Origin of the sequence: Mycolicibacterium duvalii, assembly GCF_010726645.1 — a bacterium.
Classification (GTDB): Bacteria; Actinomycetota; Actinomycetes; order Mycobacteriales; family Mycobacteriaceae; genus Mycobacterium; species Mycobacterium duvalii.
On record NZ_AP022563.1, the window covers coordinates 3846333 to 3872545 of the forward strand.

Here is a 26213-nt window from a genome sequence, read left to right on the forward strand (position 1 = left end):
GCCGCCGAGCACCGCCGGAGAGAATGTCGAGGCGGCCACTGCTACAGCCCGACCCGGGGGAACATCATGATGTAGAGCTGGCTGACCGCCACGTTGACGACCATCAGCACCAGGATGGATTCGACGACGGCGGCGTTGACCGAGTTCGCGACACCGGTGGGACCACCCTGGGTGGACAGCCCTTTCTGGCAGGCGACCACCGCGACGATCGCGCCGAAGATCACCGCCTTGATCAAGGCGACGATCATGTCGCCGGTGGTGGTGAACGATGCGAAGGTGGCCACGAAGCTGCCCGGCGCGCCGTTCTGGAAGTACACGTTGAACAGGTAACTGGCCAGAAAGCCCACGAAGCACACCACGCCGGTGAGCGCGACACCGATCATGATCGCGGCGGCGAACCGCGGGACCACCAGGCGCCGGACCACGGAGACGCCCATCACCTCCATGGCGTCGGTCTCCTCGCGCATCGTGCGGGAGCCGAGGTCGGCGGTGATCGCCGATCCGACCGCGGCGGCCATCAGGATCGCGGCCACCAGCGACGCGGCCTGCCGGATTACCGCCAGCCCGCTGGCCGCGCCGGCCAGCGAGGTCGCGCCCACCTGCCCGGCCAGCAGCGCGAACTGGATCGACAAGGTCACCCCGATCGGCAACGCCACCAACACTGTTGGCAGCACGGCGGTGCCGGCCATGAACGCGCCCTGCCGGATGAACTCCTGCCATTGGAAGCGCCCGGTGAACAGATCGAGGAAGAAGTACTGCAGCGTCCGGACACCGAGGACGAACTGTTCGCCGACCGTGCTCAGCGACGCCAGCGGGTGGCGCCGCACGTACCCGCCGGCCCAGTCGGCCATGACGTGCACGGAATCATCGCGGCGGACCGGCTGATCCCCGGTCGTCATGCCCGAAGTCCGCTCCGTCGCAGCGCTTCCCGACGCAGGACGCGGAAGACGAGGCCGTGCGTGCCGTTCGCCGAGGCGCATGACAGGCCCACGTTCCACGCCTTCCGATTCCGATGCCCCACCCGCTTGAGCAACTTAAGTGACCAAGTCGTCGATGGTCGTCACCGTATGACCGTCGCGACGATTGCGTCAAGGTTTCGGGAATCTTTCATTAACTTATTACGCGGATGGAGCCGCGTCGCCAGAGATTGACGGATGCGCAGATTTGTCGCCGCCCTCGGCGAGCAGGAGCACCCGCAGCAGTCCGGCGACGGTCTGCCGCGACGCCTCGGTGTTCTGGTAGCCGACCAACCGTCCGATGTCGACGACCAGTCCCAGCGCGGCGTGCACAGCGAATCTGGCTTCGACGGCCGACAGCGCCGGGCGCGCGGCGACCACCTGACGCACCCATGCCTCGACCGTGGCCCGCTGGATGTTCTGCAGGGCCGCCCGGTCCTCGGGTGGGACGTTGATCCGCTCGGCAAAGTACACGTACGCCAGCTCGGGCTCAGCGAAGGACCTCCACACGTACGCGTCGATCAGTCGCTCGACGGCCGTGCGGGCGTCCGGTGCCGTTGTCAGGATCGCGCTCGCATCGCCGGACACCCGGTCGGCGGCCCGCCGGTAGATCGCGGTCAGGATCGCGGCCTTGCCGCTGAAGAAGCGGTAGATGCTCGAGGCCGGCAGCCCGATTTCCGCGGCGATGTCGTCCATCCCGGTCTCGCGGTATCCGTGCTCGTTGAACAGCCGCAGCGCGGTGGCAAGGATCATCTCGTACTCACCGGCGGTGTCGACGCACCGGCGCGGCGCGGGTCCTGGCTCGTCGTCGACGGGGTGCGGCGGCAGATCGGCGTCGCGCAGCTGCCGGGCCATGTCGGCCAGCAACCGACGCATTTCGTTGGCTGCAAGCTTGGCCCGGTGGTCGGTGATGCTGGCCAGGGCACTGAGCACCGAGGCCGTCAGGGTCCATCGCTGCCGGCTGTCCAGCCCGGGCCGCAGCTGCGACAGCGGTCGCTGCAACCGGCGGTTGACCAGCTTCACCTGATCGTTGAGGACCGTCTGATCGGCCGGCGCAAGATAGCGTGCCTCCCAGCGGTAGAGCCCTCCGCTGGAGCGGGTCTTGATCGACGTGTCGATCAACGCGGCAACGATGCGCTCCCAGAGGTCCCCGGGTGCGGACGTGGTGTCGTCGTCGGCGAAGTCGGTGGCCGAGACCAGCTGCTCGCCGAGCCCGAGCACGGCAGCGCGGAACAGGTCGTACTTGCCGGAGTAGTGGCGATACAGCGAGGCGGCCGTTACGCCCACCCGCGACGCGATGTCCTCCATACTGACCGCGTGGTAGCCCAACTCGCTGAACGCTTCCGCTGACGCCCGGGCGATCTGCTGCTTACGATCCTTGGGACGCCTGCGATCGTCGCGGACGGCCGCAGACGTTGCCATACGGCACACCCTAACGCGGCGCGCTCCCTCGCGGAGACAATCCACTGTTCTAACGAACGGTCATTCACTTGTTGACGCCGCGGCGCGGTCGCGCGCCGGCGCCGACGACGGGTCTCTCAGATCAGGCAATCCCTTCGGCGGTGAATGTCCGTGGCACCGAACCCAGCTCGCGCAGCCAGCCTTTGCGGGCCTGCGGATACCACTTGAACGCCGCGGGCACCGCCGGCCACGCCGTCCGGACCGTCGCCCGGATGGCCCGGTAGGCCGCCTCGTCGGCGCGGGTCCACCGGATGTCGAAGCGCTCGCGCACCAGCGGTGGCAGTCCGCCGAAGATGACCAGACGCAACGGCGGCGCCAGGGCAGCGCGCACCGGCAGGGTGGGCAGCAGCAGGTTGGCCAGCGGTCGCAGGCGCGGATGGGTCGGATAGTCCGGGGATGCGCTCATGTCCGGGATGGCGCTGCGCCCGATGAACTCGATGAGATAGTCCGACGCCGGATTGGGCTGCAGCACCTCGGCGCAATACCGGTCGACCTCGGCCTCGAACGCCGCCCGGTCGGGTGGCACCACGGTGTCGGTCATCGCGTAGCGCCGGTACCACTCGCACCCGTCGGCGTAGAGTTCCTCGCGCTCGTACGCGCTGAGGCGACGACCGTCCCAGTGCTCGGCGATCCGGTCCACCATGCGCTGGAATGTGGCGTGCGCCCACCAGAACGTCTCGGGGTGCAGGGCGTGGTAGCGACCTCCATCGGGCAGTTCGCCCTTGATGTGGTGATGGAAGTCGCGGACCCGCAGGCCGGTCGCGTCGGCCTGCGGTCCGTCGTAGACCGTGCCCACGATCCCGGGCAGCGAACGGAACACCCGGTCGACGGGATCGTCGAAGAAGTCGGAGTGGTCGATCAGACCATGACCGATGGCCGGGTGCATCGTCTGCAACAACCCGGCAGGGCCGCCCTCGAACGCGATGCGCATGTCCCCCGCCCACCGCCACAGCAGCGACTGTGCCCCCAGGGGCCGTCGCGCCCCACCCTCGTCGTGTGCCACCATGACGTCATGGTCACACGAGCTATCACTCGCGTTCAATTCGCATTTCGATGACCGGCGATCCGGCTCCGGCGGCTCCGCGCCGCGCTCCGCGCCAGCAGCGCTCCCGCGAGATGGTGGAACGCATCCTCGATGCGGGCCGGCAGGTGCTGATCACCCACGGCTACGACGGCGCGTCGACCAACCGCATCGCCCAGGCCGCGGGGATCAGCCCCGGCTCGCTGTACCAGTACTTCCCGAACAAGGACGCGATCGCCGGCGCGGTGATCGACCGCTACAGCGATCAGTTGTCGGCGCGGGTGGCCGCCAGCGTCGCCGAACGTCTGACCCTGTCGGCACCCGACTACGTCCGCGAGTCCATTGCGGCGCTGCTCGACGCTCTCGACGTGCACCCGGAGTTCCTCCGCGCGGTGATGGAGCAGACACCGCGCCTGGGCACCGGGGGCAAACTCCTGGCGTTCGAGCAGCGCATCGGTGAGCTGACGGTGGCCTATCTGACCATCAACCGGAAACAGGTCCGGCCGGACGCACCGCTGGACACCGCGTCCTGGATGCTGGTGCGGATGGTCGAACACCTCTGTGTCCGTTACATTCTCGACCGGCCCCCGATCCCGCGCGAGCGCTTCCTCGACGAGATCTCGGCCATGGCCCTGAATTACCTTCGGCCCTGGCCGAATCCGCCGCAGGACTGTTTCGCCTGATGGACGACGACGAGTTCACCCCCAAGCGGCGCTTCCTGCACGCATACCGAGCCGGAGGCAACGCCACCTCGTTGCTGGACCGCGCGCTGCTGGCGGCGCTGATCTACATCGCGTTCGGCGTGGTGTACACCGGGCTGCACATTCCCGTGCTGGTTCAGGTCGAATCGGTGCTCAACCCACAGTTCACCGTCTTCGCCGATCTGATCGCGGTGGCCGCCACGGTCGCACTGTGGCCGCTGCTGCTGGGCAGCGCGCTCGTGTGCGGCGCCGCCGGGTGCGGGGTGCTCTAGCGCGACTTCGCGGCGATTCCGCCCGGACCCTTCTGCTGGAATTGGAACACGTTCTAGTCTGTAGCCATGACCGCAGTCGATGCCTCCTCGCGCCAGCGCTCGTCGGACCCGATGCTCCGTCATTTCCTGCACTCCGGACACCTCACCGCCGGGGCGTTGCGGCGGCACAAGGACCGGCCGGTGCTGTTCCTCGGCGACACCACGATGACCGGCGGCGAACTCGCCGACCGCATCAGCCAGTACATCCAGGCGTTCGAGGCGCTGGGCGCCGGCACCGGTGCGGCGGTCGGGCTGCTGTCGCTGAACCGCCCCGAGGTGCTGATGATCATCGGCGCCGGCCAGACCCAGGGCTACCGGCGCACGGCCCTACACCCTCTGGGTTCCCTCGACGACCACGCCTACGTGCTCACCGACGCGGAGGTCACGTCGCTGATCATCGACCCGAACCCGATGTTCGTCGAGCGGGCTCTGGGGTTGGTGCAGAAGGTGCCGTCGCTCAAGCAGGTGCTGACCATCGGCCCGGTGCCGCCCGAGCTCGCCGAGGCCGACGTCACCGCGGTCGACCTGACCGCCGAAGCCGCGAAGTACCCGGCCCAGCCACTGGTCGCCGCCGATCTGCCGCCCGATCACATCGGCGGGCTGACCTACACCGGCGGCACCACCGGCAAGCCCAAGGGCGTCATCGGCACCACGCAGTCGATCACCACGATGACCACGGTGCAGCTGGCCGAGTGGGAATGGCCGGAGAACCCCCGTTTCCTGATGTGCACACCGTTGTCGCATGCCGGCGCCGCCTTCTTCACCCCGGTGATCGTCAAAGGCGGTGAGCTGCGGGTGATGACGAAGTTCGACCCCGCCGAGGTGCTGCGCGTCATCGAAGAGCAGAAGATCACCGCGACGATGCTGGTGCCGTCGATGATCTACGCGCTGATGGACCACCCGGATTCGCACACCCGCGATCTGTCGTCGCTGGAGACCGTCTACTACGGCGCCTCGGCGATGAACCCGGTCCGGCTCAAGGAGGCGATCCGCCGCTTCGGCCCGATCTTCGCGCAGTACTACGGCCAGTCCGAGGCACCGATGGTGATCACCTACCTGTCGAAGAAGGACCACGACGAGAAGCGGCTCACGTCGTGCGGGCGGCCGACACTGTTCGCGCGCGTGGCGTTGCTCGACTCCGACGGCCGGCCGGTGCCCCAGGGCGAGGTCGGCGAGATCTGCGTGTCCGGGCCGCTGCTGTCCGGCGGGTACTGGAACCTGCCCGAGGCCACCGCGGACACGTTCCGGGACGGCTGGATGCACACCGGCGACCTGGCCCGCGAGGACGAGGACGGCTTCTACTACATCGTCGACCGCACCAAGGACATGATCGTCACGGGCGGGTTCAACGTGTTCCCCCGTGAAGTGGAAGACGTTGTGGCCGAACATCCTTCGGTGGCCCAGGTGTGCGTCATCGGCACTCCGGACGACAAGTGGGGCGAGGCGGTGACGGCCGTGGTGGTGTTGCGGCCCGACGCTGATTCGGACGCCGCGGCAGTGGAGCTCATGATCGCCGAGATCCAGGCATCGGTGAAGGAGCGCAAGGGTTCGGTGCACGTGCCCAAGCAGGTGGTCGTGACCGACTCGGTGCCGATCACCGCGCTCGGCAAGCCGGACAAAAAGGCGGTGCGGGCTCAGTTCTGGGCCGACGCGGGGCGTTCGGTCGGCTGATGAAGTCAGCGCCGAGTGTGCGCTTGTTGACGCGTCCACTCGGCAGATGCGTCAGAATCTGCACACTCGGCGGCCGGCCGACGTGACGCGGCGAGGATCCGGTCGAGGAACTCGCCGGCGGTGCGCGCAGCCCGCTCGCCGTCCCCGGCGGCGATCTGGTCCAGCAGCGCGCAGTGATCGCAGTGCTCCACCGGCCCAGTGGTCACCACACTGGCGGTGACCGCCTCCATCAGGCCCCGGTACAGCTCGGTGAGGGTGCGGTTGCCTGAGCTGCGCACCACGGCGAGGTGGAATGCGGCGTCGACGCGCGCGAACTCCTCGGTGTCGTCGGCGGCATGCTCGTCGCGACGCGCCAACAGCGCGCGCATCTCCGCGACGTCGGCCGCGGTGCGGTGGGCGGCGGCCAGGCGGGCGGCCTCCACCTCCAGCGCCCGGCGCACCTCGAGAACCTCGCGCAGTTCGGTTCCGCACAGTCGGCGCAGCGCGCCGGACACCTCGCTGGTGGCGCGCACGTAGGTGCCGTCACCCTGGCGAACGTCGAGGAGGCCGGCGTGGGCGAGCGCACGCACCGCCTCCCGCACCGTGTTGCGGCCCACCCCGAGCTTCTCCACCAGGACCGTCTCGTTGGGTATCCGTTCCCCGATGCGCCACTGCCCGCCTGCAATGGCGTGCCGGAGCTGCTCGATGACCTGCTCGACCAGACCCGAGCGCCGGGCTGTGCTCAACGGCACACGAATATCCTTTCGTCCAATCATGGGATGTATGGCACGGTACCAGGATGCGTACCGACCGGCAGCCGACGACCGTCGGCGCGCCCACCCCGTCACGAAGCACGTCGGTCGCCGGCGGCGCACTGCTCGCGATCGCCGTGGTTCTGACGGCGCTGAACCTGCGTCCCGCGGTGACCAGCATCGCGACCCTGCTCGCCGACATCCGCGGCGACCTGGCGGTGTCGGCGACCTGGGCCGGATTGGTGACGACGCTGCCCGCCCTGTGCTTCGCCGGCGCCGGGCTCGCGGCGCCGTGGCTGTCCTCGCGGATCGGTCTCGGCCGGGCGATCTCGACGGCGCTGGTCGCACTGACCGCCGGCCTGATGCTGCGCGGCATCGGCGGCGCGCTGGTCGTCGTCGGGGCGACCCTGATCGCCTGCGCCGGTATCGCGCTGGCCAACGTGCTGATCCCCGTGGTGATCAAGGCGTCCTTCCCCGCCCGGATCGGTTTGATGACCGGCATCTACACCGCGGCGCTGCAGGGCGGCGGCGCGCTCGGCTCCGCGGCGACTCCGGGTCTGGAGCAGCCGCTGGGCGGCTGGCGGGAAGCGTTGATGGCGTGGGCGGTGGTGTCGCTGCTGGCGCTGGCGGTGTGGATTCCGGCCACCGCCCGCCACCGCACCGCCTGGGCCGTCCACAGCCGACCCGCCGCGGCCCGTCCGTCGCTGCTGCGCAATCCGCTGGCGTGGACGGTCACCGTCTTCTTCGGCTGCCAGGCGTTCATGGCCTACATCATGATGGGTTGGCTGCCACAGGTTTTCATCGACAACGGCATCGACAAGGTGCAGGCCGGCCTGCTGGTGGCGGTGACGTCGCTGATCGGGGTGCCCCTGTCCTTGGTGCTGACTCCGCTCGCGGCCCGCAGCTCCAGCCAGAGCGGCTGGATCGTCGGCGTGGCCGTGTTCGGTTTCGCCGGCACCCTCGGTCTGATGCTGGCACCGGCGGCGCACCCGCTGTTGTGGAGCGTGCTGCTCGGCACCGGGCTGAGCGCGTTCTCCCTGGCGCTGGCGGTGATCGGGCTGCGCGCCCGCACCGCCGCCGACACCGCGGCGCTCTCCGGCATGGCGCAGGGCATCGGCTACCTGATCGCGGGTACCGGCCCGTTCCTGTTCGGTCTACTGCACGACCTGACCCACGGGTGGACCGTCCCGTGGGCGATGTTCCTGATGGTCTACATCGTGCAGACCGCGACCGGAGCGTTGGCGGGGCGCCACCGCTACGTGTGACGGCCCCCGGCACAATCACCGCATGCGCAGCTGCCCCGGTGATCATCTCGGTCTCGACTTCCCCACCGACGCCGCGTCGCTGCAGGAAGCGGGGCCGGCGTTCCTCACCGCGGCGTTTCGACGTGCCGGCGCCCTCGCCGACGATGACGCCGTCGTCGCGCTCGACGACATCGCCGAGTTTCACGGCGGCAGCACCGGGCGCAAGGCGCTGCTGACGGTCTCCTATCGCGGACCCGGCCGGCTGCCGCGACAACTGTTCGTCAAGTTCTCCCGTGACTTCGACGACCCTGCACGCGATCTCGGACGCGGCCAGATGGAGCTGGAGATCCGCTTCGCGTTGTTGTCCCGCGCTGCGACGTTCCCGATCGCGGTGCCGCGCTGCCTGTTCGCCGACTATCACACCGGAACCGGTAGCGGCATCCTGATCACCGAGCGGATCACGTTCGGCAGCAACGGGATCGAAGAGCAGTACGACAAGTGCGCCGACTACTCGATGCCCGAACCGCTGCAACATTACGAGGCGTTGTTCAGCGCGCTGGGCCGCCTGGCCGGTAGCGACAAGTCCGGCCTGGTCGGCGCGGGGGCGGACTTCGCCGTCGACATCCGATCGCTGTCGGTCGGGGACCGGGTGCCCTACTCGGCCGACCAGCTGCGCCGCCGCGTCGATCTGCTGGGCGAACTCGCCGGCCGGCACCCGGGCCTGCTTCCGCCGCACATCGTTTCGGCGGCATTCCTCTCGCACCTGCGCGACGACGTCGCCGTCATTACCGCGCGGAACGACGCACTCTGGGATCGCCTGGCTGTCGACGCTGATGCCGTCGCGCTGTGCCACTGGAACGCCAACGTCGACAACGCCTGGTTCTGGCGCGCCGGCGACCGGTTGCATTGCGGGCTGCTGGACTGGGGGTGCGTGGGGCGGATGAACCTGGCGATGGCGGTGTGGGGCGCGCTGTGCAGCGCGGAAACAGCGATGTGGGACAGTCACTTCGAGCATCTGTTACAGCACTTCCTCGCCGAGTACGCCGCCGCGGGTGGACCCCGCCTCGATGCGGCGGTGCTCCGAGACCACCTGCTGGCTTACGTCGCGATCATGGGGACGACCTGGCTACTCGACGTGCCGGGGTTCCTGCTCAAAGTGCTGCCGGACTCGGTGCCCGACCGCTTCGACCCGGCAATCGCCGGAAACGAGCAGATCCGCAGCCGGCTGTTGATGATGACCAACTTCCTCAATCTCTGGGAGAGATCCGACGTCGGCTCGGTACTCGGCTATTGAGCGCCGGGCACCGCGGTGCGGGCGGCCACCGACAGTGCACCCGCGGTGTCGAAGACATCGATCACCACATCGGCGTCACGGTAGCCGCCGAGGTGGTGCAATCCTTCGGCAGCGCCGATGATGTCGTTGGCCTCATCGCCGTTCATCGGGTAATCCGCGACGTCGTGGCGCCAATGCGCGGCCAGCACCGTCGCCGCCGGCCGCAGGCGCGGCACCTCACGCTCGAGCACCTCCCGCAGCCTCGCGGGCTGCAGGTAGTAGCAGACCTCGGAGAGCACCACGAGGTCGAAAGGTCCGGTCGGCCAGGGCTGATCGAGCGACCCGCGCAACAGGGTGACCCGGTCCCGCACGCGCGCGTCGTGCAGGCGCCGGGAGGTGGCGTCGAGCGCGACGACACTGACATCGGTACTGGTGACATGGTCGCAGCGGCCGACGAGTCGCTGCGTGAGCACCCCGACAGAGCATCCCGGCTCGAAGGCGTGCCGATAACGGGCGAAGGGCAGCAGGGCCGTGGTGATGTCGTACTTGCGTCGCTCGTACCACCGATCCTCCAGGCGCCAGGGGTCGCCCGCCTGGGCGTACATGCGGTCGAAATAGCTGTCGGGGAGACGGGGTGTCAGCGGAAGACCACCTCTCCCACGGCCAGCAGCCGCGACAGCACATACTCGGGCAGGACCGGCGCCACACCGGGGGCCGGAGGCACGAACTGGCTGCGGAAGCATTCGGCGGCAGCAGTTTTGCGGCGCAGTGCCGTCGCGGAGGCAGCCACCGCCGACGCCGTACTCCACGGCACGGCGGGGTCGCCGGGCCGCGCCCAATGCCACATCCACACCGGGTATTCGACAAGGACGGCTCCGGTGCGAGACGCCGCGACCGCCGCCGCCCGGCCCACGGCCTCGTGATCGGGATGACCGTCACCCCGCCACGTCGCAGCACACCAGGTGCCGGCCGGCCGGGCGGCCAAGAGGTCGGTGAGCAGGTCGGCCAGGCGCCCCTCATGCTGGGCGATCTCGCCGTCGGGCAGCCCCAGTCCGATCGGCGACCTGACCCCGAGAACCACTGCAGCCCGGCATAACTCGGCTCGCCGTTGCTGCTCGAGCTGGTTGCGCCGGGCGCGCGACGCCTCCGGGAACGCCGCCCCACCGTCGCTGGCCGAGACGATCTGCACTTCCGTACCCGTCTCGGCCAGCATCGCCATGGCGGCTCCGAAACCGAGTGTCTCGTCGTCGGGGTGGGCGCCGACCACCACCAGCCCCGCGCACCCCCGCATGTCGAGTTCGGGCAGCGACAACGGTGACTCGACCCATTCCTGCACGGCGGTGCCACCATCGGCGAGCGGTTGGGCCGCGAGCCGCGCGGTGTTCATGCCGCCTCCGCGGCCAGCACACCCAACCGTTCCAGGTCCCGCTCTGCGTGACTCTGCCGGACGTAGACGCTCAGGTCGGCGACCCGCTGCGCGTGCTCGTCGTCCAGGCACAGCGGCGCCGGGCCGAGCGCGCGAGCGGTGCGGGTGAGAGTTTCGTCGACCGCCGTCTCCACCACCGCGCGGGCCCGGCGAGCCACCAATTCTGCGCGCCCCGAACGGTTCGCCGGGTCGGCGTCCACCTCCTTCGCGGCGACCGTCAGCGTCGCAGCCGCGGCACTGAGCGCGGCGTCCACAGCCCCGAGGTGAGCCGCGGTGTGTGCGTCGGCGCGACCGCTGCGCACCCGCTCGTACAACACCGCGCCCACCGCACGGGCGCCCCCGAGCCAACACGCTGCCACCCCGATCGCGCCATGCCAGAAGCCCGGCCGGCTCAGGTACTCGCCCGGTCCGCCCACCGCGACCGCCGGCACCGCGGTGAATTCCACGGCGCGCGTGTCGGATTCGGCCATTCCACGGGCTACCCACGTGCCAGGCAGGCCCCGCACGCCCGCAGCGCTGAGATCCACCGCATAGAGCCCCTGCTGGCCGGACCCCCGGTGCGCAGTCACCAGGGCGTGCGAACACAGCCCCGCTCCCGAGCACCAGGGCTTGGTCCCGTCGAGAAGCACGCCGTGAACGCCGTCGGTAGCGGTCAGCCCTTCCTCACTGGACTCCGCGGCCCATACGCCCCACAGTTGGTCCGGCGCCGGCGCGGGGCCGCCCAGTTCGGCCAGGATGGCCGCCGCGTCGGTGTGCGCCTCGGCCAGCCTCGCAGCCACCAGGTCGACTTCAGCCAGTGCGCTGAGCCGTTCCCACCGGTCTGCCGTCGCGCCCTGACCAGGCAACGGGAGGTCCAGCTCACCGGCGGCCAGCCAGTCGCGGACCAGCAGCGCGCTCATGCGCTCACGCCCGATGGGTGGGTGCCGTCCGGGTCATCGACGTCGCGGAGGTGCTCGGCGAACCCGCCGGGGGCGCGGCCGTTGCGCCGGTCCGACGTCGCCACCGACAGGTGCCGGTCCCGGTGCACGACCCGCCCCGCGTCCTCGAATCGGCGCACCAGATCGACGTCCTCACTGCTGGACAGCGGGCGGAATCCGCCGACGTGCCAGTAGGCGCGGGCACGGAAACCCATGTTGGCACCGTGGATGTGGCCATGCCCCTCGCCGCGATCACCTTTTGCGCGGTAGGCGCGCAGATAGCGGCGTGCGGCGGCCGGCGAGAAATGCCGCCACACCGGGATGTGCACGACGCCGAGGACCATGTCCGCGTCGCCGTGACGGTCGGCGTCTGTCATCCGGACCAACCAGTCCGTGTTGACCACACTGTCGGCGTCGGTGGTCGCGTACCAGGCGTCCTCGCCCACCGCGGGCAGCGAGGTACGGGCGTACTCGAAGCCCGCCGCGCGCGCCGCCCCGACATTCCCGGCGTCGACTTCGACGAAGTGCACCTCCGGGGAGAACTCTTCGGCGAGTGCGGCGCTGCCGTCGGTGCACGCGTCGAGGACCACGACGATGGTGACCGGGTTCGGCACGCACAGCGCTGACATCATCAGGGCGCGGACACAACGCGGCAGATGAGTGGCCTCATTGTGCGCCGGGACCACCACGACGATCGGCGGTGGCAAGTCGATCGCGGTCACATCGCTATTTAGCCGCTGAGCGTCGATTTCACACCTGGCACCATGGGAGACGTGACCGACCACCAGGCCGTCCTGTTCGACTTCTCCGGGACGTTGTTCCGGCTGGAAGAGGACGACAGCTGGTTCGCCGGGATGACGCTGGACACCGAGAACGACCGCGAGATCGACGGCCACGTGCAGGCCGAGCTGATGCGGCGGCTGACTGCACCGACCGGACGGTCGGTGTCGATGACACCGGAGGCGCTGCAGGCGTGGGTCAACCGGGACCTGGCGCCGCACCTGCACCGGGAGGCCTATCTGCATGTGCTGCAGCAGTCCGGCCTGGCCCGCCACCACGCAGAAGCGTTGTACGGCAGGGTGATCGACCCGCGGTGCTGGACGCCCTACCCGGACACCGGGGCGGTGCTGGACGGATTGGGCCGGCGCGGCATCAAGACCGCCGTGGTGTCCAACATCGCGTTCGACGTGCGGCCGGCGTTTCACGCACTCGGGGTGGCCGATGCCGTCGACGAGTTCGTGCTGTCCTTCGAAGTCGGCGTGGTCAAACCCGACCCGGCGATCTTCCGGACCGCGCTGGAGCGGCTCGGGGTGCCGCCGCACCGGGCGCTGATGGTGGGTGACAGCGACGAAGCCGACGGCGGCGCGCGCTCTGTGGGCTGCCACTTCGCCCTGGTCGACCCACTGCCGACAGCCGAACGTCCCGACGGCCTGCGCGCCGCGCTCAGCGCTACAGGCATCACTTTGCCGGCGTAACTTCGATGAGCATGGGTAGCGATCGCATTCGGCCGCCGTGGTGGCTCAAGCACGTCAACAAGGTGATGATCCTGCTGAACCGGACCGGACTGCTCAAGGACGGGCCGGTGGTGCTGGTGGTCACCGGCCGCAGGTCCGGGCAGCCGCGCTCGGTACCGGTCACACCGTTCGAGGTGGACGGCCACCGCTACGTCGTGGGTGGGCTGCCCGGCGCCGACTGGGTGCGCAACGCGCAGGCCAACCCGAAGGCGGAGGTTCTGTGGGGTCGCCGGCGCGAGCCTGTCCGCCTCGTCGAGCTGCCCGTCGAGCAGGCCCGGCCGCTGCTGCGGCAGTTCCCGGTGCTGGTGCCTACCGGGGTGAGCTTCATGCGCAACGCCGGCCTGGTGACCGGACCCCACCCCGACGAGTTCGAAGCGCTGGCGGGGCGCTGCCCGGTGTTCCGCTTCGATAGCGTGTGACCCCGTGACCGACGTTGCGAGCAACCCGTTCGACCCGAGCCTGTGGGAGCCGGTGGCCGGCTTCGACGGCCTGACCGACATCACCTACCACCGCCACGTCGCCGACGGCGCCCGGCAGCCCACGGTGCGTATTGCCTTCGACCGGCCCGAGGTACGCAATGCGTTCCGCCCGCACACCGTCGACGAGCTGTACCGGGTGCTCGACCACGCCCGGATGTCGTCGGACGTCGGGGTGATCCTGTTGACCGGCAACGGTCCGTCGCCCAAGGACGGCGGCTGGGCGTTCTGCTCGGGCGGTGACCAGCGCATCCGGGGCCGCTCGGGCTACCAGTACGCGTCCGGGGACACCGCCGAGACCGTCGACCCGGCCCGCGCGGGCCGGCTGCATATCCTTGAGGTGCAGCGGCTGATCCGCTTCATGCCCAAGCCGGTGATCTGCCTGGTCAACGGCTGGGCCGCCGGAGGCGGGCACTCGCTGCACGTGGTGTGCGACCTGACGCTGGCCAGCCGGGAGCACGCCCGCTTCAAGCAGACCGACGCTGACGTGGGCTCCTTCGACGGCGGCTACGGCAGCGCGTATCTGGCCCGCCAGACCGGGCAGAAGTTCGCCCGGGAGATCTTCTTTTTGGGCCGCCCCTACACCGCCGAACAGATGCACGCGATGGGTGCGGTCAACGCGGTCGTCGAGCATGGAGAGCTGGAAACCGTTGCGTTGCAGTGGGCTTCGGAGATCAACGGCAAGTCGCCGCAGGCCATCCGAATGCTCAAGTACGCGCTCAACCTGCTCGACGACGGCTTGGTCGGTCAGCAGCTGTTCGCCGGCGAAGCCACCCGGCTGGCCTACATGACCGACGAGGCCGTGGAGGGCCGCGACGCGTTCCTGGAGAAGCGCGACCCGGACTGGTCGCCGTTCCCCCGCTATTTCTGATGCGATTTCGGCGTGGTTATCGACGCTGGGCGACGACAATCACGCCGAAATCACGAGAGGACGAGACGTGAGTAGGAATCCGCTCCGGCGGTTGGCCGACCAGGTGCTGCTGACCAGCATGCGTCCCCCGGTGCTGCCGACCCTGCTGCAGTACCGGCCCGCGCACACCCCGGTCGACCTGGCCGGCAAGCGGATCCTGCTGACCGGCGCATCGTCGGGAATCGGCGAAGCCGCGGCAGAGAAGCTGGCCCGCCGCGGCGCCACGGTCATCGTGGTGGCCCGGCGGCAGGACCTGCTCGACGCGCTCGTCGGGCGCATCACCGACGCCGGCGGCGCCGGCCGGGCACACGCCTGCGACCTGTCCGACCTCGACGCCATCGACCGTCTGGTCGCCGACGTCGACGCGGAGTTCGGCGGCGTCGACATCCTGATCAACAACGCGGGCCGGTCGATCCGCCGGCCGCTGGCCGAGTCGCTGCAACGCTGGCACGACGTCGAGCGCACGATGAACCTGAACTACTACGGGCCGCTGCGGCTGATCCGCGGACTGGCCCCCGGGATGCTCGAGCGCGGCGACGGCCACATCATCAACGTGTCGACCTGGGGCGTGAAGACCGAGTCCCCGCCGCTGTTCGGCGTGTACAACGCATCGAAGGCCGCGTTGTCGTCGATCAGCCGGATCATCGAGACCGAGTGGGCCGACCGGGGCGTGCACGCGACCACGCTGTACTACCCGCTGGTCAAGACGCCGATGATCGCACCCACCAAGGCCTACCAGGGGCTGCCCGGGCTGTCGGCCGACGAGGCCGCCGGCTGGATGGTCACCGCCGCTCGGCACCGGCCCGTCCACATCGCGCCGCGCATCGCGGTCACCGCGCACGCGCTCAACAGCATCGCCCCGGCCGCCGTGGACACCATCATGAAGCGCCAGCGGGTGCAGCCGAAAGACCGATGATCGACACCGTCGCCGACATCGTCCGGGTCCACGCGCGGCAGCGGCCCGACGCGCCGGCGCTGATCGTCGGCGAGGAGGTCATCACCTTCGGCGAGCTCGACGCCCGCTCCAACCGGGCTGCGCAGGCCTTCGCCGCCGCCGGCATCGGCCCCGGCGACCGAGTCGCGTTCGTCGACAAGAACGGCGCCGAGTTCTTCGACGTCGCGTTCGGTCTGGCCAAGCTCGGCGCGGTGGGCGTGCCGGTGAACTGGCGGCTGGCCGCACCGGAGATGCGCCACATTCTCGTCGACAGCGGCGCCGCGGCCGTTGTCGTCGGCGCCGAGTTCTTCGCCCACCTCGAGGCCATCGAAGCCGACATCGACGCGACCGTGATCGCCGTCGGCACGCACGCGCGCTGGCCCGACTTCACCGACTGGGTGGCCGGCCATCCCGCCGTCGACCCCGGAGTGCGCACCGCGGCCGACGACCTGGTGTTCCTGATGTACACCTCGGGCACCACCGGACTGCCCAAAGGCGTGATGCTCAGCAACGCCAACTACGTGTGCAAGACCGGCGGTGTGGCCGCCGGGCCCTGGCAGCTCGACGCCGACGCGGTCAGCCTGGCGGTGATGCCGCTGTTCCACATGGCAGGCTCCGGGTGGGTGTTCGCTGGGCTGTGGGAAGGTGCCGCGACGGTGCTGCTGCGCGACGTCGTGCCATCCGAGATCCTCGACGCGATCGCCCGCCACCGCGTCACCAACATGCTGCTGGTGCCCGCGGTGATCGCGTCGCTGCTCGACACCCCCGGCGTGGCGAACGCCGATTTTTCCTGGGTCCGACTGATCGTCTACGGCGCGTCCCCGATCAGCGACGACGTGCTGCTGCGCGGCATCGAGCGGTTCGGCGGCATCTTCGCCCAGGTGTACGGGATGACCGAGACCACCGGGTCGATCACGCAGCTCGACGGGGCCGAGCACCAGCCCCATCTGCTGCGCTCGTGCGGACGACCGTATCCGTGGGTCGAGGTTCGCATCGTCGGTACTGACGGCGCCGAGCTGCCGGTGGGCTCGGTGGGCGAGGTCTGGACCCGGTCGGCGCAGAACATGCTGGGCTACTGGAACAATCCCGACGCCACCGCGGCCACCCTGACCCCCGACGGCTGGCTGCGCACCGGCGACGCCGGCTACCTCGACGCCGACGGCTACCTCTACCTGCACGATCGGGTCAAGGACATGATCGTCTCCGGCGGCGAGAACGTCTACCCCGCCGAAGTCGAGAACGTGCTGATGACCCACCCCGAGGTGGCCGACGTGGCCGTCATCGGGGTGCCCGACCGGCGCTGGGGCGAGGCCGTGAAGGCCGTGGTGGTACCCACCGCCGGCGCCACGCTCGACGGCGCCGAATTGATCGCCTTCGCCCGCGCGCGGCTCGGCGGCTTCAAACTGCCCAAGAGCGTCGATCTCGTCGACGCGCTGCCCCGCACGCCCAGCGGCAAGATCCTCAAACGCGCGCTGCGCGAACCGTACTGGGCCGACGCGGATCGCCACATCGGCTGACGCGCATGGTAGACACGACTTCATGGAGATCCTGGCCAGCCGGGTGCTGTTCCGCCCGCAGGACTACGCCCGTTCGGTGTCCTTCTACCGGGACCAACTCGGCTTGGCGGTCGCCCGCGAATACGCCGGCGGCACAGTGTTCTATGCGGGTCAGTCGCTGATCGAGATCGCCGGGCACGGCAGCCCCGCCGCCGGGGCGCCGCCCTTCCCCGGCGCGCTGTGGCTGCAGGTGCGCGACCTGGCCGCGACTCAGGACGAGTTGCGCTCGCGCGGAGTCGCTATCGCGCGGGAGGCGCGGCGGGAGCCGTGGGGTCTGCACGAGATGCACGTGACCGACCCGGACGGCGTGGCCCTGATCTTCGTGCAGGTACCCGAGGATCATCCGCTGCGCCGCGACACCCGTTAGCCCTCCAGGACCCGCCATCGCCACGCTGCGCCCCCTCCCGATCGATTCCGGCCCGGCCGCGTTGTCCGCGCTGCCGGTGGTCTCCGACGTGCTGGCCGGGCGGGTGTGCGCGTTGCCGGTGCCGGCCACCGACGCCACACAAACCTCGCTGCTGACAACGGTTTTGCGGGCCGGCGAGCCGATCGATGACGCGGTCGCGGTGGTGTTGTCGACGTCGGGTACGACCGGTGCGCCGAAAGGCGCGTTGCTCTCGGCGGCGGCGCTGACGGCCAGCGCCGGCGCGACGCATGACCGGCTGGGCGGTCGGGGCCGGTGGCTGCTGGCGCTGCCGGCCTATCACGTGGCGGGATTCCAGGTGCTGGTGCGCAGCCTGATCGCCGGGGTCGATCCGGTCGCGGTTCGCCCCGGCTTCGAGCCGGCCGAGTTGGTCTCGGCCGTCGCCACTCTGGGTGGCGGCCGCCGTTATGTGTCGCTGGTGGCCGCGCAGTTGGACAAGGCCCTGCGCGATCCGGCGGCCGCTGACGCGCTGGCCGATGTCGACGCGGTCTTGATCGGGGGCGGCCCGATGCCGGTGTCGCTGTCCGAAAAGGCTTCCGCGGCAGGGGTTCCGGTGGTGCGGACGTACGGCATGAGCGAAACCGCGGGCGGCTGCGTGTACGACGGTGTCCCGCTGGCCGGGGTCAGCGTGACGGTCTCGGAGACCGGCCGGATCTCGCTGGGCGGGCCCACCGTGGCGCTGGGTTACCGTAACCCGGTCACGCCGGACCCGTTCGCCGAGACCGGCTGGTTCCGCACCGACGACGTCGGCATGATCGACGACGCCGGCGTTCTCCGGGTGCTGGGCCGCGCCGACGACGGAATCAGCACCGGCGGCCTGACCGTGCTGCCGGATCTGGTCGAGGCGGCGATGCACACCCACCCCGCGGTGGCCGAGTGCGCGGTGTTCGGGGTCGCCGACGAGCGGCTGGGTCAGCGGGTGGTCGCGGCGGTGGTGCTCGAACCCGCAGCGACGTTGACGCTGGAGGACATCCGCAGACACGTCGCGGGGCGCTTGGCGCCGACAGCCGCCCCGCGGGAGCTGCACATCGTCGAAACGCTGCCGCGCCACGGCATCGGCAAAGTGGACCGCCGCGCGCTGGCCCGCACGTACGGGGCCGGGCCGGGGTCGTCGACGGCATGATGGGGCGCATGCGTCGAGAAGTGACCACCGCCGAGGAGTTGCGCACGATCGTGGGGTATCCCACTTCGCTGGTCGCCGACAAGGTCAAGGACCGGTTGGCCCCCGCGCATCGGCTGTGGCTGGCGCGGTCCCCGCTGGGCTTCGTCGCCACCACCGACTCCGCCGGGCGGGTCGACGTGTCCCCGAAAGGCGACCCCGCCGGGTTCGTCCACGTGCTCGACGACGCGACGATCGCCATCCCGGAGCGCCCGGGCAATCGCCGGGTCGACGGCTACCTCAACGTGCTGGAACGTCCGCGGGTGGGCACGCTGTTCGTCATCCCCGGCCGCGGTGACACCCTGCGCATCAACGGCAGCGCCCGGGTGATGGCCGACGCCGACTACTTCGACGCGTTGGCGGTGCACGGCAAGCGCCCGATCCTGGCGCTCGAGATCACGGTCGAAGAGGTGTTCTTCCACTGCTCGAAGGCGTTCCTGCGCTCGGATGCCTGGCAGCCGGAAACCTGGGATCCGACGGCGGTGCCCAGCGCCGCGCAGTTGGTCAAGATGCTCAACGCGTGGGCCGACGAGGACCAGCTCAGCACGTACTTCGACGAGACCAACATGCGCACGATGCTGTATTGACCCGCATGCTCCTAGGGTGGGGTGGTGCGGCCCGGTCGTAGAGAAGCGGTGGCGGTCACCCTCGGCGTCATCCTGGTGGCCGCGGCGTTCGTCGTTCCGCGCCTGGACCTGGGCGTCACCCCGCTGATCAACGCCGACGAGGAGCGTTTCGCGGCATTCGCCGGCGCGGCGCCCGTCTTCGGCTGGTGGGAGAACCACATCGGCTGGGGCACCGGCCCGGCGATCCTGATCGCGGTGGCCGCGGTGCTGTGGGGACAGCGGCTGGCCCGTCGGTTGCCGTGGCGGGTGCTGCTCGTGGTGGCCTGGGCGACGTCGGCGGCCTGGGCGTTCTCGCTGGCGATGGTCGACGGCTGGCAGCGCGGCTTCGCGGGCCGCCTGACAGCGCGCCACGAGTATCTGCGCCAGGTGCCCACCGTCGACGACGTCGGCGAGGCCGTCCGCACCTTCTCCGACCGGATACTCGACTACCAGCCCGACTCGTGGATCACCCATGTGTCCGGCCACCCGCCCGGCGCGCTGCTGACGTTCGTCTGGCTGGACCGGATCGGCCTCGGCGGCGGCGCCTGGGCCGGGACGCTGTGCCTGCTGGTCGGCTCGAGTGCGGCGGCGGCGATCCTGGTCGCGGTGCGGGCTTTGGCCGACGAGGACACCGCCCGGCTGGCGGCGCCGTTCGTCGCCGTCGCGCCGACCGCCATCTGGATCGCGGTGTCGGCCGACGGCTACTTCGTGGGCGTGGCGGCCTGGGGTATCGCGCTGCTGGCCCTCGCCGTCGCTGGCACGGTCCGGTGGCCGATCGTGGCCGCCGCGGGTGCGGGGCTGCTGCTGGGCTGGGCCATCTTCCTGTCCTACGGGCTCGGCTTGATGGCGCTGCCGGCGGTGGCGGTGCTGCTGTGTGCCACGCACTGGCGTGCCGCGATGCGCGCGCTGGTGCCTGCCGTGCTGGCGGCGGTCGCGGTGGTCGCGGTGTTCGCCGCGGCCGGATTCTGGTGGTTCGACGGCTACCACCTGGTGCAGGAGCGGTACTGGCAGGGCATCGCCAGTGACCGGCCGTTCTCCTACTGGGTGTGGGGCAACCTCGCCGCGACGGTGCTCGCGATCGGTCTGGGCAGCGTCGCCGGTATCGCGCGGGTGTTCGACCTCGGCGCGCTGCGCCGCCGCGCCGGACTCCATCTGCTGGTGCTCGGCGCGCTGGCTGCCGTGCTGGCCGCCGACCTGAGCATGCTGAGCAAAGCGGAGGTGGAACGGATCTGGCTGCCGTTCACCGTATGGCTGACCGCCGCCGCGGCACTGCTGCCCCCGAGATCGCAGCACTGGTGGCTGGCCGTCAACGCGCTGGGCGCCCTGGTGCTCAATCACGTCATCTTCACCAATTGGTGAGGCGGCCGTCGATGAGGGGAACACCACCACGTCCACCGCGCTGGCGTAGTCCCCTGCGCGGGCTGTGGCTGACCTCGGTGTTGGGCGCGGTGCTCCTGGTGACGCTGCCGATCGTGACGATCACCGGGTTGCTGTCCTACATCGCCTACGGCCCGCAGTTCGGGCAGGCCATTCCCGGCGACGTCGGATTCCTCAAGCTGCCCACCTTCGATTGGCCGACCGACCCGTCGTGGTTGTACAGGCTCACCCAGGGCCTGCACGTCGGCCTCGGTCTGGTGCTCATCCCGGTCGTGCTGGCCAAGCTGTGGTCGGTCATCCCCCGCTTCTTCAGCTGGCCGCCGTTCCGGTCGCCCGCCCAGCTGCTGGAACGGATCTCGCTGATCATGCTGGTCGGCGGCGCCTTGTTCGAAATCGTCACCGGCGTGCTGAACATCCAGTACGACTACATCTTCGGGTTCAGCTTCTACACCGCCCACTATTACGGCGCGTGGGTGTTCATCGCCGGGTTCGCGGTGCACGTGGCGATCAAACTGCCGAGAATGTGGCGCGGGCTGCGCTCCCGGTCGATGCGAGAAGTGTTGCGCACCAGCCGTGCCGACACCGAGCCCGAGCCGCACGAACCCGACGGGCTGGCTGCGGCGGACCCCGCCGAACCGACCGTCAGCAGGCGGGGCGCCCTGGCGCTGGTCGGCGGAGGCGCCCTGTTCGTCGCGGTGCTCACCGCCGGGCAGACCATCGGAGGCTGGACCCGGCACGCCGCGCTGTTGCTGCCGCGTGGCCGCGACGCCGGCGACGGGCCCAACGGATTCCCGGTCAACCGCACCGCCGCCGCGGCGCGCATCACCCCCGAAATCACGGGTCCCGCTTGGCGTTTGACGCTGCTCGGCGGTCCGGTCCCGGTGCAGCTGGACCGTGCCGCGCTGCTGGCCATGCCGCAGCACACCGCGGTGCTGCCGATCGCGTGCGTGGAAGGGTGGTCCACCGTGCAGACGTGGACCGGGGTGCCGTTGCGCGACCTCGCCGCGCTGACCGGCCAGGCCGACCGCGGACCGGCGCGGGTGTTCTCGATCGAGCGGTTCGGCGCGTTCAATCGCGCGGTGCTGGCGGCCAACCAGGTGGCACACCCGGATTCGTTGCTGGCACTTCGGGTCAACGGGGTCGACCTGTCCCTCGACCACGGCTTTCCCGCGCGCGTGATCGTGCCCGCGCTGCCGGGTGTGCACAACACGAAGTGGGTCGGCACCATCGACTTCGCGGCGGGCGGCGACCGATGAGATTCCGCCGGCTCTACGGGTCGGGCCCGCTGCACCTGCTCACGCTGATCGCCGGATTCGCGCTGTGCGGCTACGTCGTCGCGACCATCGGGTTCGCCGCGCTGTGGAACCCGAACACCTGGTGGCAGTCCATCGTGGTGTGGTTCGCCGCCGCGATCCTCCTCCACGACCTCGTGCTGTTCCCCCTGTACGCGCTTGCCGACCGCATTCTGCTTGCCGCGCAACGCCTCCGGCCCGCCCCGCGGGTGCCGGCGCTCAACTTCGTCCGGGTGCCCGCGCTGGGCGCCGGCCTGACGTTGCTGATCTTCCTGCCCGGCATCATCGAACAGGGCGCCCCGGCGTACCTGGCCGCCACCGGCCAGACCCAACAGCCCTTCCTGGGCCGGTGGCTGCTGCTGGTGGCCGCGATGTTCGCGGTCAGCGCCGCGGTCTACGTGGTCCGTCTCGCCCGCGCGTCCCGACGGATCAGCGGATCGCCAGACTAGCCAGCACCCGACTGCCGGCCGGGTGCAGGCCGGTCAGCGCCAGCCCGACGTCGTCGGCCAACTCCGCAGCGCAGTCCACCCCCACCGACGCCCAGCGGAACCAGGGCCCGATCGTGTTCGACGACTCCAGCCGCACCATCCCGGTCCGCACGCCGCTGATGGTCGGGTCGAACTCGGCGATGCACCGCCCGCCGCGCGAGAGCAGTTCGGTCACCCGGCGCAGCAGGCGGCGTGGATCGCCGCCGAGCCCGATGTTGCCGTCGGCCAGCAGCGCGGTGCGCCACCGGCCGGTTCCCGGCAGCACGTCGAACATGTCGCGGCACAGCGCCTGCGCTCCGTTGCGCCTGGCCAACTGCACGGCCGTGACCGACTGGTCGACACCGAGCGCCGGGATGCCCCGTCGGATCAGGTCGACGACCAGGCGGCCGGGACCGCACCCCAGGTCGATGGTCGGGCCCTCGCAGAGATCGACGATCGCGCGGTCGAACTGCGCGTCGGCGTGCCGGCCGCCGAGCCAGCTGCGCACCGGGAGGTTGCTGACCTCGCCGTCGTCGCGCCGGATCCAGCAGCGTTCCCCGTCGAGGGCGCGGTCGTACAGGTTTCCCATCATGTCGCGTCACAGACCCGCTGACCGGGTTGCCGCGGCGAACCTACTGCCCGGCGGACAACATCGCCGCACGCCCTCGACGTCGGCCGCGGTGTCGACGTCGGCCAGCTCCTCGGCCAGGGAAACCGTATACCCTTTGTCGCGCAACGCTTTCAGAGTCAACGCACCGGTGTCGGGTCGCGACATCGGCACCGGCCGCAGGCATTCGGCCATCGCACCCGATCGCACTCCGAGCACCCACCAGCCCCCATCGGCGGCCGGGCCCAGCACCGCCTGGGCGTCCGCGAGGACGTCGGCGCAGCGCGCGAGCAGCTCGCCGCTCACCTGCGGGGTATCCATCCCGATCTGCACGATCGGCTGCGGGCCCGCTGCGGCGGCGGTGTCGGCGTGCGCGAAGACCAGGCGTTCGGCGAAATCCACCCCGCGCTGCGGCACGACGGTGAAGGACGCCAGCCGCTCCCGGATCTCGTCGGACCGGCACGCGCGATCCAGGTCGCCGGTCATCGCCACCACCCGCGCCGCCACCGGAACGGCGGCCACCGCGTCGAGGGTGTCGAGCAGCGCTGCCGCGGCCACATCGGCCGCCGCGTCGGCACCGACGGTCGCGGCCAGCCGCGTCTTGGCCAGCCCGGGCACCGGGGCCTTGGCCACCACCAACACCGTCACCGGTCGCACCGTCACGAGATCACCCGCCAGAAGTCCACGGCCGCGGTCACGCTGCCGCGCAGTGAGCCCGACACCTTGGACCGGCCGCCGGTGCGCGGTCCGTACCGAACGTTGCGTTCCACCACATGCCAGTCCCCGGCGGCCGCGCGGACCAGCAATTCGAGCGGATACCCCGACCGCCGGTCGGCGACGCCGAGGTCCAGCAACGCCTGCCTGCGCGTCACCCGCATCGGCGCGATGTCGTGCACCGGGAGCCGGTGGCGCTGACGCAGCCGCCAGCACACCGCGGCAGTCCCCAGCCGCGCGTGCCACGGCCACCGCAGGCCCGGCTCCGCACGCCGCCGGCCCACGACCATGTCGGCACCGCGATCGAGCTCGGCGACCAGGGCCGGCAGCTCCCCGGGATCCAGCGAACCGTCGGCGTCGATGACCGCCACCACCGGCGTCGTCGCCGCGACCACGCCGGCATGCACCGCGGACCCGTACCCCGGCCGGGGCTCGGAGACCACCGTCGCGCCGTGCGCCCGCGCCACCTCAGCGGTGCCGTCGGTGCTGTTGTTGTCGACCACCAGGGCCTGATACCCGCTCGGGATGGCGGCCAGCACCCCCGGCAGCGACTCCGCCTCGTTCAGGCACGGCAGCACCACCGTGACGGAACAGTCGGGCATAGCTGTCGACGCTAGGCCAGGCCGGTCCCCGACGCGAGACAGATGACTGACAAAATCGTGACATCCACGCAGGTGGCCGCCGCTGCGCGCTAACCTCGGTGTGGTGACCCGTGTGCTGATCGCCGACGATGACGACGTGGTGCGTAACGTCGTGCGTCGCTACCTGGAGCGCGACGGTCTGGAGGTGTCGACCGCACACGACGGCGCCGAAGCCCTGCGGCTCCTGCGCTCGCAGCGCATCGACGTGGCCATCCTCGACGTGATGATGCCCGGCCCCAGCGGACTGTCGTTGTGCCGCAGCCTGCGCCGCGGCGGCGACTTCTCGATACCGGTCATCCTGCTGACCGCGCTCGGCGAGGAGGACGACCGCATCGCCGGCCTGGAAGCCGGCGCCGACGACTACCTGACCAAGCCGTTCAGTCCCCGCGAGCTGGCGCTGCGGGTGCGTTCGGTGCTGCGCCGGGCGCCGTCGAACGGGACCGCTCCGGTCCAGATCCAGTCCGGTGACCTGTCGGTCTCGGCGGCGTCGCGCACGGTGACCGTCGCGGGTGCCCCGGTGAACCTGACGAACCGGGAGTTCGACCTGCTGCTGTTCTTCCTCACCCATACCGACACCGTCTTCACCCGCGACGACCTGCTCAAGCAGGTGTGGCATTGGGACTTCGGCGACCTGTCGACGGTGACCGTGCACGTCAAGCGGCTGCGCTCCAAGCTCGGTGACCGGCACCGGGTGCAGACGGTGTGGGGCCGGGGCTACATGTGGGCGTCCGATGAGTCCGGCTCCGGACACACGGATGCCGCCAGCTGAGCTTTTCGAGATCGTCGGCTGGGCACTGGCGTGCTCGGTTCCGGTGGTCATCGTCGGCGCCGCGGTGATCCGGCTGGCCCGCTCCTGGTCGCTTGCGGTCAGCATGGTGGCGCTGGTGCTGATCCCGGTGCTCGCGACGTTCACCGGCGTGCTGGGCGCCAGCGGCTCCATGGCCCCGGGCGCCTTCGAACGCACCGCGGTGGTGCTGGTGGTGGTGTCGATCGTGACCATCCCCGCCGCGGTCATGCTGGGCCGCTACCAGGCCCGGCGCACGGTGTGGGAAGCCGAGATCCGCGACTCCGAACGCGCCGCCGAGCAGTCGCGCCGCCAGCTGGTGGCGTTCGTCAGCCATGACCTGCGGACCCCGCTGGCCGGGATCCGGGCCGTGTCGGAGGCGCTGGCCGACGGTCTGGTCCCGGCCGACGAGGTGGCGGTGCACGCCAAACAGATCGAGCACGAATCGGTGCGGTTGAGCGAGATGGTCGACGACCTGTTCGAGATGTCGAAGATCAATGCCGGGGCCATGACGCCGTCCTTCGACAAGGTCGCGCTCGACGAGGTGGTCGACGACGTTCTGGCCGCGCATCGCATCGCCGCCGAGCGGGCGGGCGTGCAGCTGCGCGCCGATCTGCCCGCGCAGCCGGTGCGGGTGCGGGGCAGCGACAGGGCGCTGGTGCGGGTGCTGTCGAACCTGGTGGCCAACGCGATCGCCCACACCCCGACCGGTGGCCGGGTCGAGCTGTCGCTGGGCTCGGACGGCGACAGCGCCTGGGCACGCGTCGACGACACCGGCGTCGGCATCGACGAAGCCGACCTCCCACGGGTGTTCGACGTGGCCTACCGCGGCTCGAACAACCGGGTGCCGCGGGCGGATTCGTCGCTGCCGAGCGGGTCCGGGCTGGGTCTGGCGATCGCCGCGGGCCTGGTGCAGGCACATCGCGGCACGCTGACGGCGCGCAACCTGGCCCACGGCGCCCGCTTCGAGGTGCGCCTGCCCCTGGCCGACTAGCTTGCCCGCGGCTCGCGAGGGTGCACTCTGGGTAGCACTGCCACGAT

General features: G+C 70.4%; 29 protein-coding genes. 18 read left to right on the plus strand and 11 right to left on the minus strand.

Going from position 1 to position 26213, the window contains the following annotated elements; translation table 11 throughout:
* Positions 1-41: 41 nt before the first annotated feature.
* From G6N31_RS18060 to G6N31_RS18070, 3 genes are all read right to left on the minus strand, one after another.
* Complete coding sequence (locus G6N31_RS18060; protein WP_098000723.1) at positions 42-899, minus strand: MlaE family ABC transporter permease; 858 nt, start codon at positions 897-899, stop codon at positions 42-44.
* Between the two features lie 219 nt (positions 900-1118).
* Positions 1119-2378 (minus strand): TetR/AcrR family transcriptional regulator, encoded by a 1260-nt coding sequence (locus tag G6N31_RS18065; protein WP_098001061.1) that lies wholly within the window; start codon positions 2376-2378, stop codon positions 1119-1121.
* Positions 2379-2499: 121 nt separating this feature from the next.
* Positions 2500-3423, minus strand: a complete 924-nt coding sequence (locus tag G6N31_RS18070) for an oxygenase MpaB family protein (protein ID WP_098000725.1) — start codon at positions 3421-3423, stop codon at positions 2500-2502.
* Positions 3424-3470: 47 nt separating this feature from the next.
* Here G6N31_RS18070 and G6N31_RS18075 point away from each other — a divergent pair, with 47 nt between their 5' ends.
* From G6N31_RS18075 to fadD8, 3 genes are all read left to right on the plus strand, one after another.
* Positions 3471-4121 (plus strand): TetR/AcrR family transcriptional regulator, encoded by a 651-nt coding sequence (locus tag G6N31_RS18075; protein WP_098000727.1) that lies wholly within the window; start codon positions 3471-3473, stop codon positions 4119-4121.
* Complete coding sequence (locus tag G6N31_RS18080) at positions 4121-4411, plus strand: hypothetical protein (protein ID WP_098000728.1); 291 nt, start codon at positions 4121-4123, stop codon at positions 4409-4411. Before G6N31_RS18075 ends, G6N31_RS18080 begins: the two co-directional genes overlap by 1 nt.
* A 66-nt stretch (positions 4412-4477) precedes the next feature.
* Positions 4478-6121 carry a fatty-acid--CoA ligase FadD8 gene (gene fadD8 / locus G6N31_RS18085; protein WP_165776212.1) on the plus strand — a complete coding sequence of 548 codons (1644 nt, stop codon included), beginning with the start codon at positions 4478-4480 and terminating at the stop codon, positions 6119-6121.
* A gap of 5 nt (positions 6122-6126) precedes the next feature.
* On the opposite strand, the gene G6N31_RS18090 is transcribed toward fadD8, so the two are convergent.
* The gene (locus tag G6N31_RS18090) at positions 6127-6852 is read right to left on the minus strand and encodes a FadR/GntR family transcriptional regulator (protein ID WP_098000731.1); all 726 of its coding nucleotides are present in this window, start codon (positions 6850-6852) and stop codon (positions 6127-6129) included.
* A gap of 47 nt (positions 6853-6899) precedes the next feature.
* Between G6N31_RS18090 and G6N31_RS18095 the strand changes: the two genes are divergently transcribed.
* Both G6N31_RS18095 and G6N31_RS18100 read left to right on the plus strand, forming a co-directional pair.
* Positions 6900-8117: a CynX/NimT family MFS transporter gene (locus G6N31_RS18095; RefSeq protein ID WP_098000733.1), complete on the plus strand. Its 1218-nt coding sequence runs from the start codon at positions 6900-6902 to the stop codon at positions 8115-8117.
* A gap of 22 nt (positions 8118-8139) precedes the next feature.
* Complete coding sequence (locus G6N31_RS18100; protein ID WP_098000735.1) at positions 8140-9390, plus strand: hypothetical protein; 1251 nt, start codon at positions 8140-8142, stop codon at positions 9388-9390.
* Here G6N31_RS18100 and G6N31_RS18105 read toward each other — a convergent pair.
* From G6N31_RS18105 to G6N31_RS18120, 4 genes are read right to left on the minus strand one after another with little or no spacing between them, the layout of a single operon-like run.
* On the minus strand, positions 9384-9974 hold the full coding sequence (locus tag G6N31_RS18105) for an SAM-dependent methyltransferase (RefSeq protein WP_098000737.1): 591 nt from the start codon (positions 9972-9974) through the stop codon (positions 9384-9386). The genes G6N31_RS18100 and G6N31_RS18105 overlap by 7 nt on opposite strands.
* Positions 9975-10006: 32 nt before the next feature.
* Positions 10007-10756, minus strand: a complete 750-nt coding sequence (locus G6N31_RS18110; RefSeq protein ID WP_098000739.1) for a PIG-L deacetylase family protein — start codon at positions 10754-10756, stop codon at positions 10007-10009.
* On the minus strand, positions 10753-11694 hold the full coding sequence (locus tag G6N31_RS18115; RefSeq protein WP_098000741.1) for an acyl-CoA dehydrogenase family protein: 942 nt from the start codon (positions 11692-11694) through the stop codon (positions 10753-10755). Before G6N31_RS18115 ends, G6N31_RS18110 begins: the two co-directional genes overlap by 4 nt.
* Complete coding sequence (locus tag G6N31_RS18120) at positions 11691-12434, minus strand: glycosyltransferase family 2 protein (protein ID WP_234815136.1); 744 nt, start codon at positions 12432-12434, stop codon at positions 11691-11693. Before G6N31_RS18120 ends, G6N31_RS18115 begins: the two co-directional genes overlap by 4 nt.
* A gap of 42 nt (positions 12435-12476) precedes the next feature.
* Here G6N31_RS18120 and G6N31_RS18125 point away from each other — a divergent pair, with 42 nt between their 5' ends.
* The 11 genes from G6N31_RS18125 to G6N31_RS18175 all read left to right on the plus strand — a co-directional run bounded on the left by G6N31_RS18125 (position 12477) and on the right by G6N31_RS18175 (position 22408).
* Positions 12477-13187 (plus strand): HAD family hydrolase, encoded by a 711-nt coding sequence (locus G6N31_RS18125; RefSeq protein ID WP_098000743.1) that lies wholly within the window; start codon positions 12477-12479, stop codon positions 13185-13187.
* An 11-nt stretch (positions 13188-13198) separates the two neighbouring features.
* The gene (locus G6N31_RS18130) at positions 13199-13645 is read left to right on the plus strand and encodes a nitroreductase family deazaflavin-dependent oxidoreductase (RefSeq protein ID WP_098000745.1); all 447 of its coding nucleotides are present in this window, start codon (positions 13199-13201) and stop codon (positions 13643-13645) included.
* A gap of 4 nt (positions 13646-13649) precedes the next feature.
* The gene (locus tag G6N31_RS18135) at positions 13650-14573 is read left to right on the plus strand and encodes a 1,4-dihydroxy-2-naphthoyl-CoA synthase (RefSeq protein ID WP_098000747.1); all 924 of its coding nucleotides are present in this window, start codon (positions 13650-13652) and stop codon (positions 14571-14573) included.
* 67 nt (positions 14574-14640) lie between these two features.
* Positions 14641-15528 (plus strand): SDR family oxidoreductase, encoded by an 888-nt coding sequence (locus G6N31_RS18140; RefSeq protein WP_098000749.1) that lies wholly within the window; start codon positions 14641-14643, stop codon positions 15526-15528.
* Positions 15525-17063, plus strand: a complete 1539-nt coding sequence (locus tag G6N31_RS18145) for a long-chain-fatty-acid--CoA ligase (protein WP_098000751.1) — start codon at positions 15525-15527, stop codon at positions 17061-17063. Before G6N31_RS18140 ends, G6N31_RS18145 begins: the two co-directional genes overlap by 4 nt.
* Positions 17064-17085: 22 nt before the next feature.
* The gene (locus tag G6N31_RS18150) at positions 17086-17469 is read left to right on the plus strand and encodes a VOC family protein (protein WP_098000753.1); all 384 of its coding nucleotides are present in this window, start codon (positions 17086-17088) and stop codon (positions 17467-17469) included.
* 16 nt (positions 17470-17485) lie between these two features.
* A complete protein-coding gene (gene menE / locus G6N31_RS18155) occupies positions 17486-18649 on the plus strand; it encodes an o-succinylbenzoate--CoA ligase (protein WP_163722477.1) in 1164 nt (387 codons plus the stop codon).
* A gap of 8 nt (positions 18650-18657) precedes the next feature.
* Complete coding sequence (locus G6N31_RS18160) at positions 18658-19272, plus strand: MSMEG_1061 family FMN-dependent PPOX-type flavoprotein (protein WP_098001069.1); 615 nt, start codon at positions 18658-18660, stop codon at positions 19270-19272.
* Positions 19273-19296: 24 nt separating this feature from the next.
* On the plus strand, positions 19297-20649 hold the full coding sequence (locus G6N31_RS18165; protein WP_098001071.1) for a hypothetical protein: 1353 nt from the start codon (positions 19297-19299) through the stop codon (positions 20647-20649).
* An 11-nt stretch (positions 20650-20660) separates the two neighbouring features.
* Positions 20661-21923: a molybdopterin-dependent oxidoreductase gene (locus G6N31_RS18170; RefSeq protein ID WP_098000755.1), complete on the plus strand. Its 1263-nt coding sequence runs from the start codon at positions 20661-20663 to the stop codon at positions 21921-21923.
* Positions 21920-22408, plus strand: coding sequence for a hypothetical protein (locus tag G6N31_RS18175; RefSeq protein WP_098000757.1), 489 nt, complete (start codon positions 21920-21922; stop codon positions 22406-22408). The genes G6N31_RS18170 and G6N31_RS18175 overlap by 4 nt, the downstream gene beginning before the upstream one ends.
* Here G6N31_RS18175 and G6N31_RS18180 read toward each other — a convergent pair.
* Genes G6N31_RS18180 through G6N31_RS18190 form a run of 3 tightly spaced genes read right to left on the minus strand, consistent with a single transcriptional unit; the run spans position 22389 to position 24349 of the window.
* Positions 22389-23018, minus strand: a complete 630-nt coding sequence (locus tag G6N31_RS18180) for a methyltransferase domain-containing protein (protein ID WP_098000759.1) — start codon at positions 23016-23018, stop codon at positions 22389-22391. The genes G6N31_RS18175 and G6N31_RS18180 overlap by 20 nt on opposite strands.
* Before the next feature lie 6 nt (positions 23019-23024).
* The gene (locus tag G6N31_RS18185; protein ID WP_165776213.1) at positions 23025-23696 is read right to left on the minus strand and encodes a TIGR04282 family arsenosugar biosynthesis glycosyltransferase; all 672 of its coding nucleotides are present in this window, start codon (positions 23694-23696) and stop codon (positions 23025-23027) included.
* Positions 23693-24349, minus strand: coding sequence for a glycosyltransferase family 2 protein (locus G6N31_RS18190; protein WP_098000761.1), 657 nt, complete (start codon positions 24347-24349; stop codon positions 23693-23695). Before G6N31_RS18190 ends, G6N31_RS18185 begins: the two co-directional genes overlap by 4 nt.
* A 103-nt stretch (positions 24350-24452) precedes the next feature.
* On the opposite strand from G6N31_RS18190, the gene G6N31_RS18195 reads away from it, so the two are divergent.
* On the plus strand, positions 24453-25157 hold the full coding sequence (locus G6N31_RS18195; RefSeq protein WP_098001076.1) for a response regulator transcription factor: 705 nt from the start codon (positions 24453-24455) through the stop codon (positions 25155-25157).
* Positions 25144-26166 (plus strand): sensor histidine kinase, encoded by a 1023-nt coding sequence (locus G6N31_RS18200; protein ID WP_098000763.1) that lies wholly within the window; start codon positions 25144-25146, stop codon positions 26164-26166. Before G6N31_RS18195 ends, G6N31_RS18200 begins: the two co-directional genes overlap by 14 nt.
* The last annotated feature ends 47 nt before the right edge of the window (positions 26167-26213 follow it).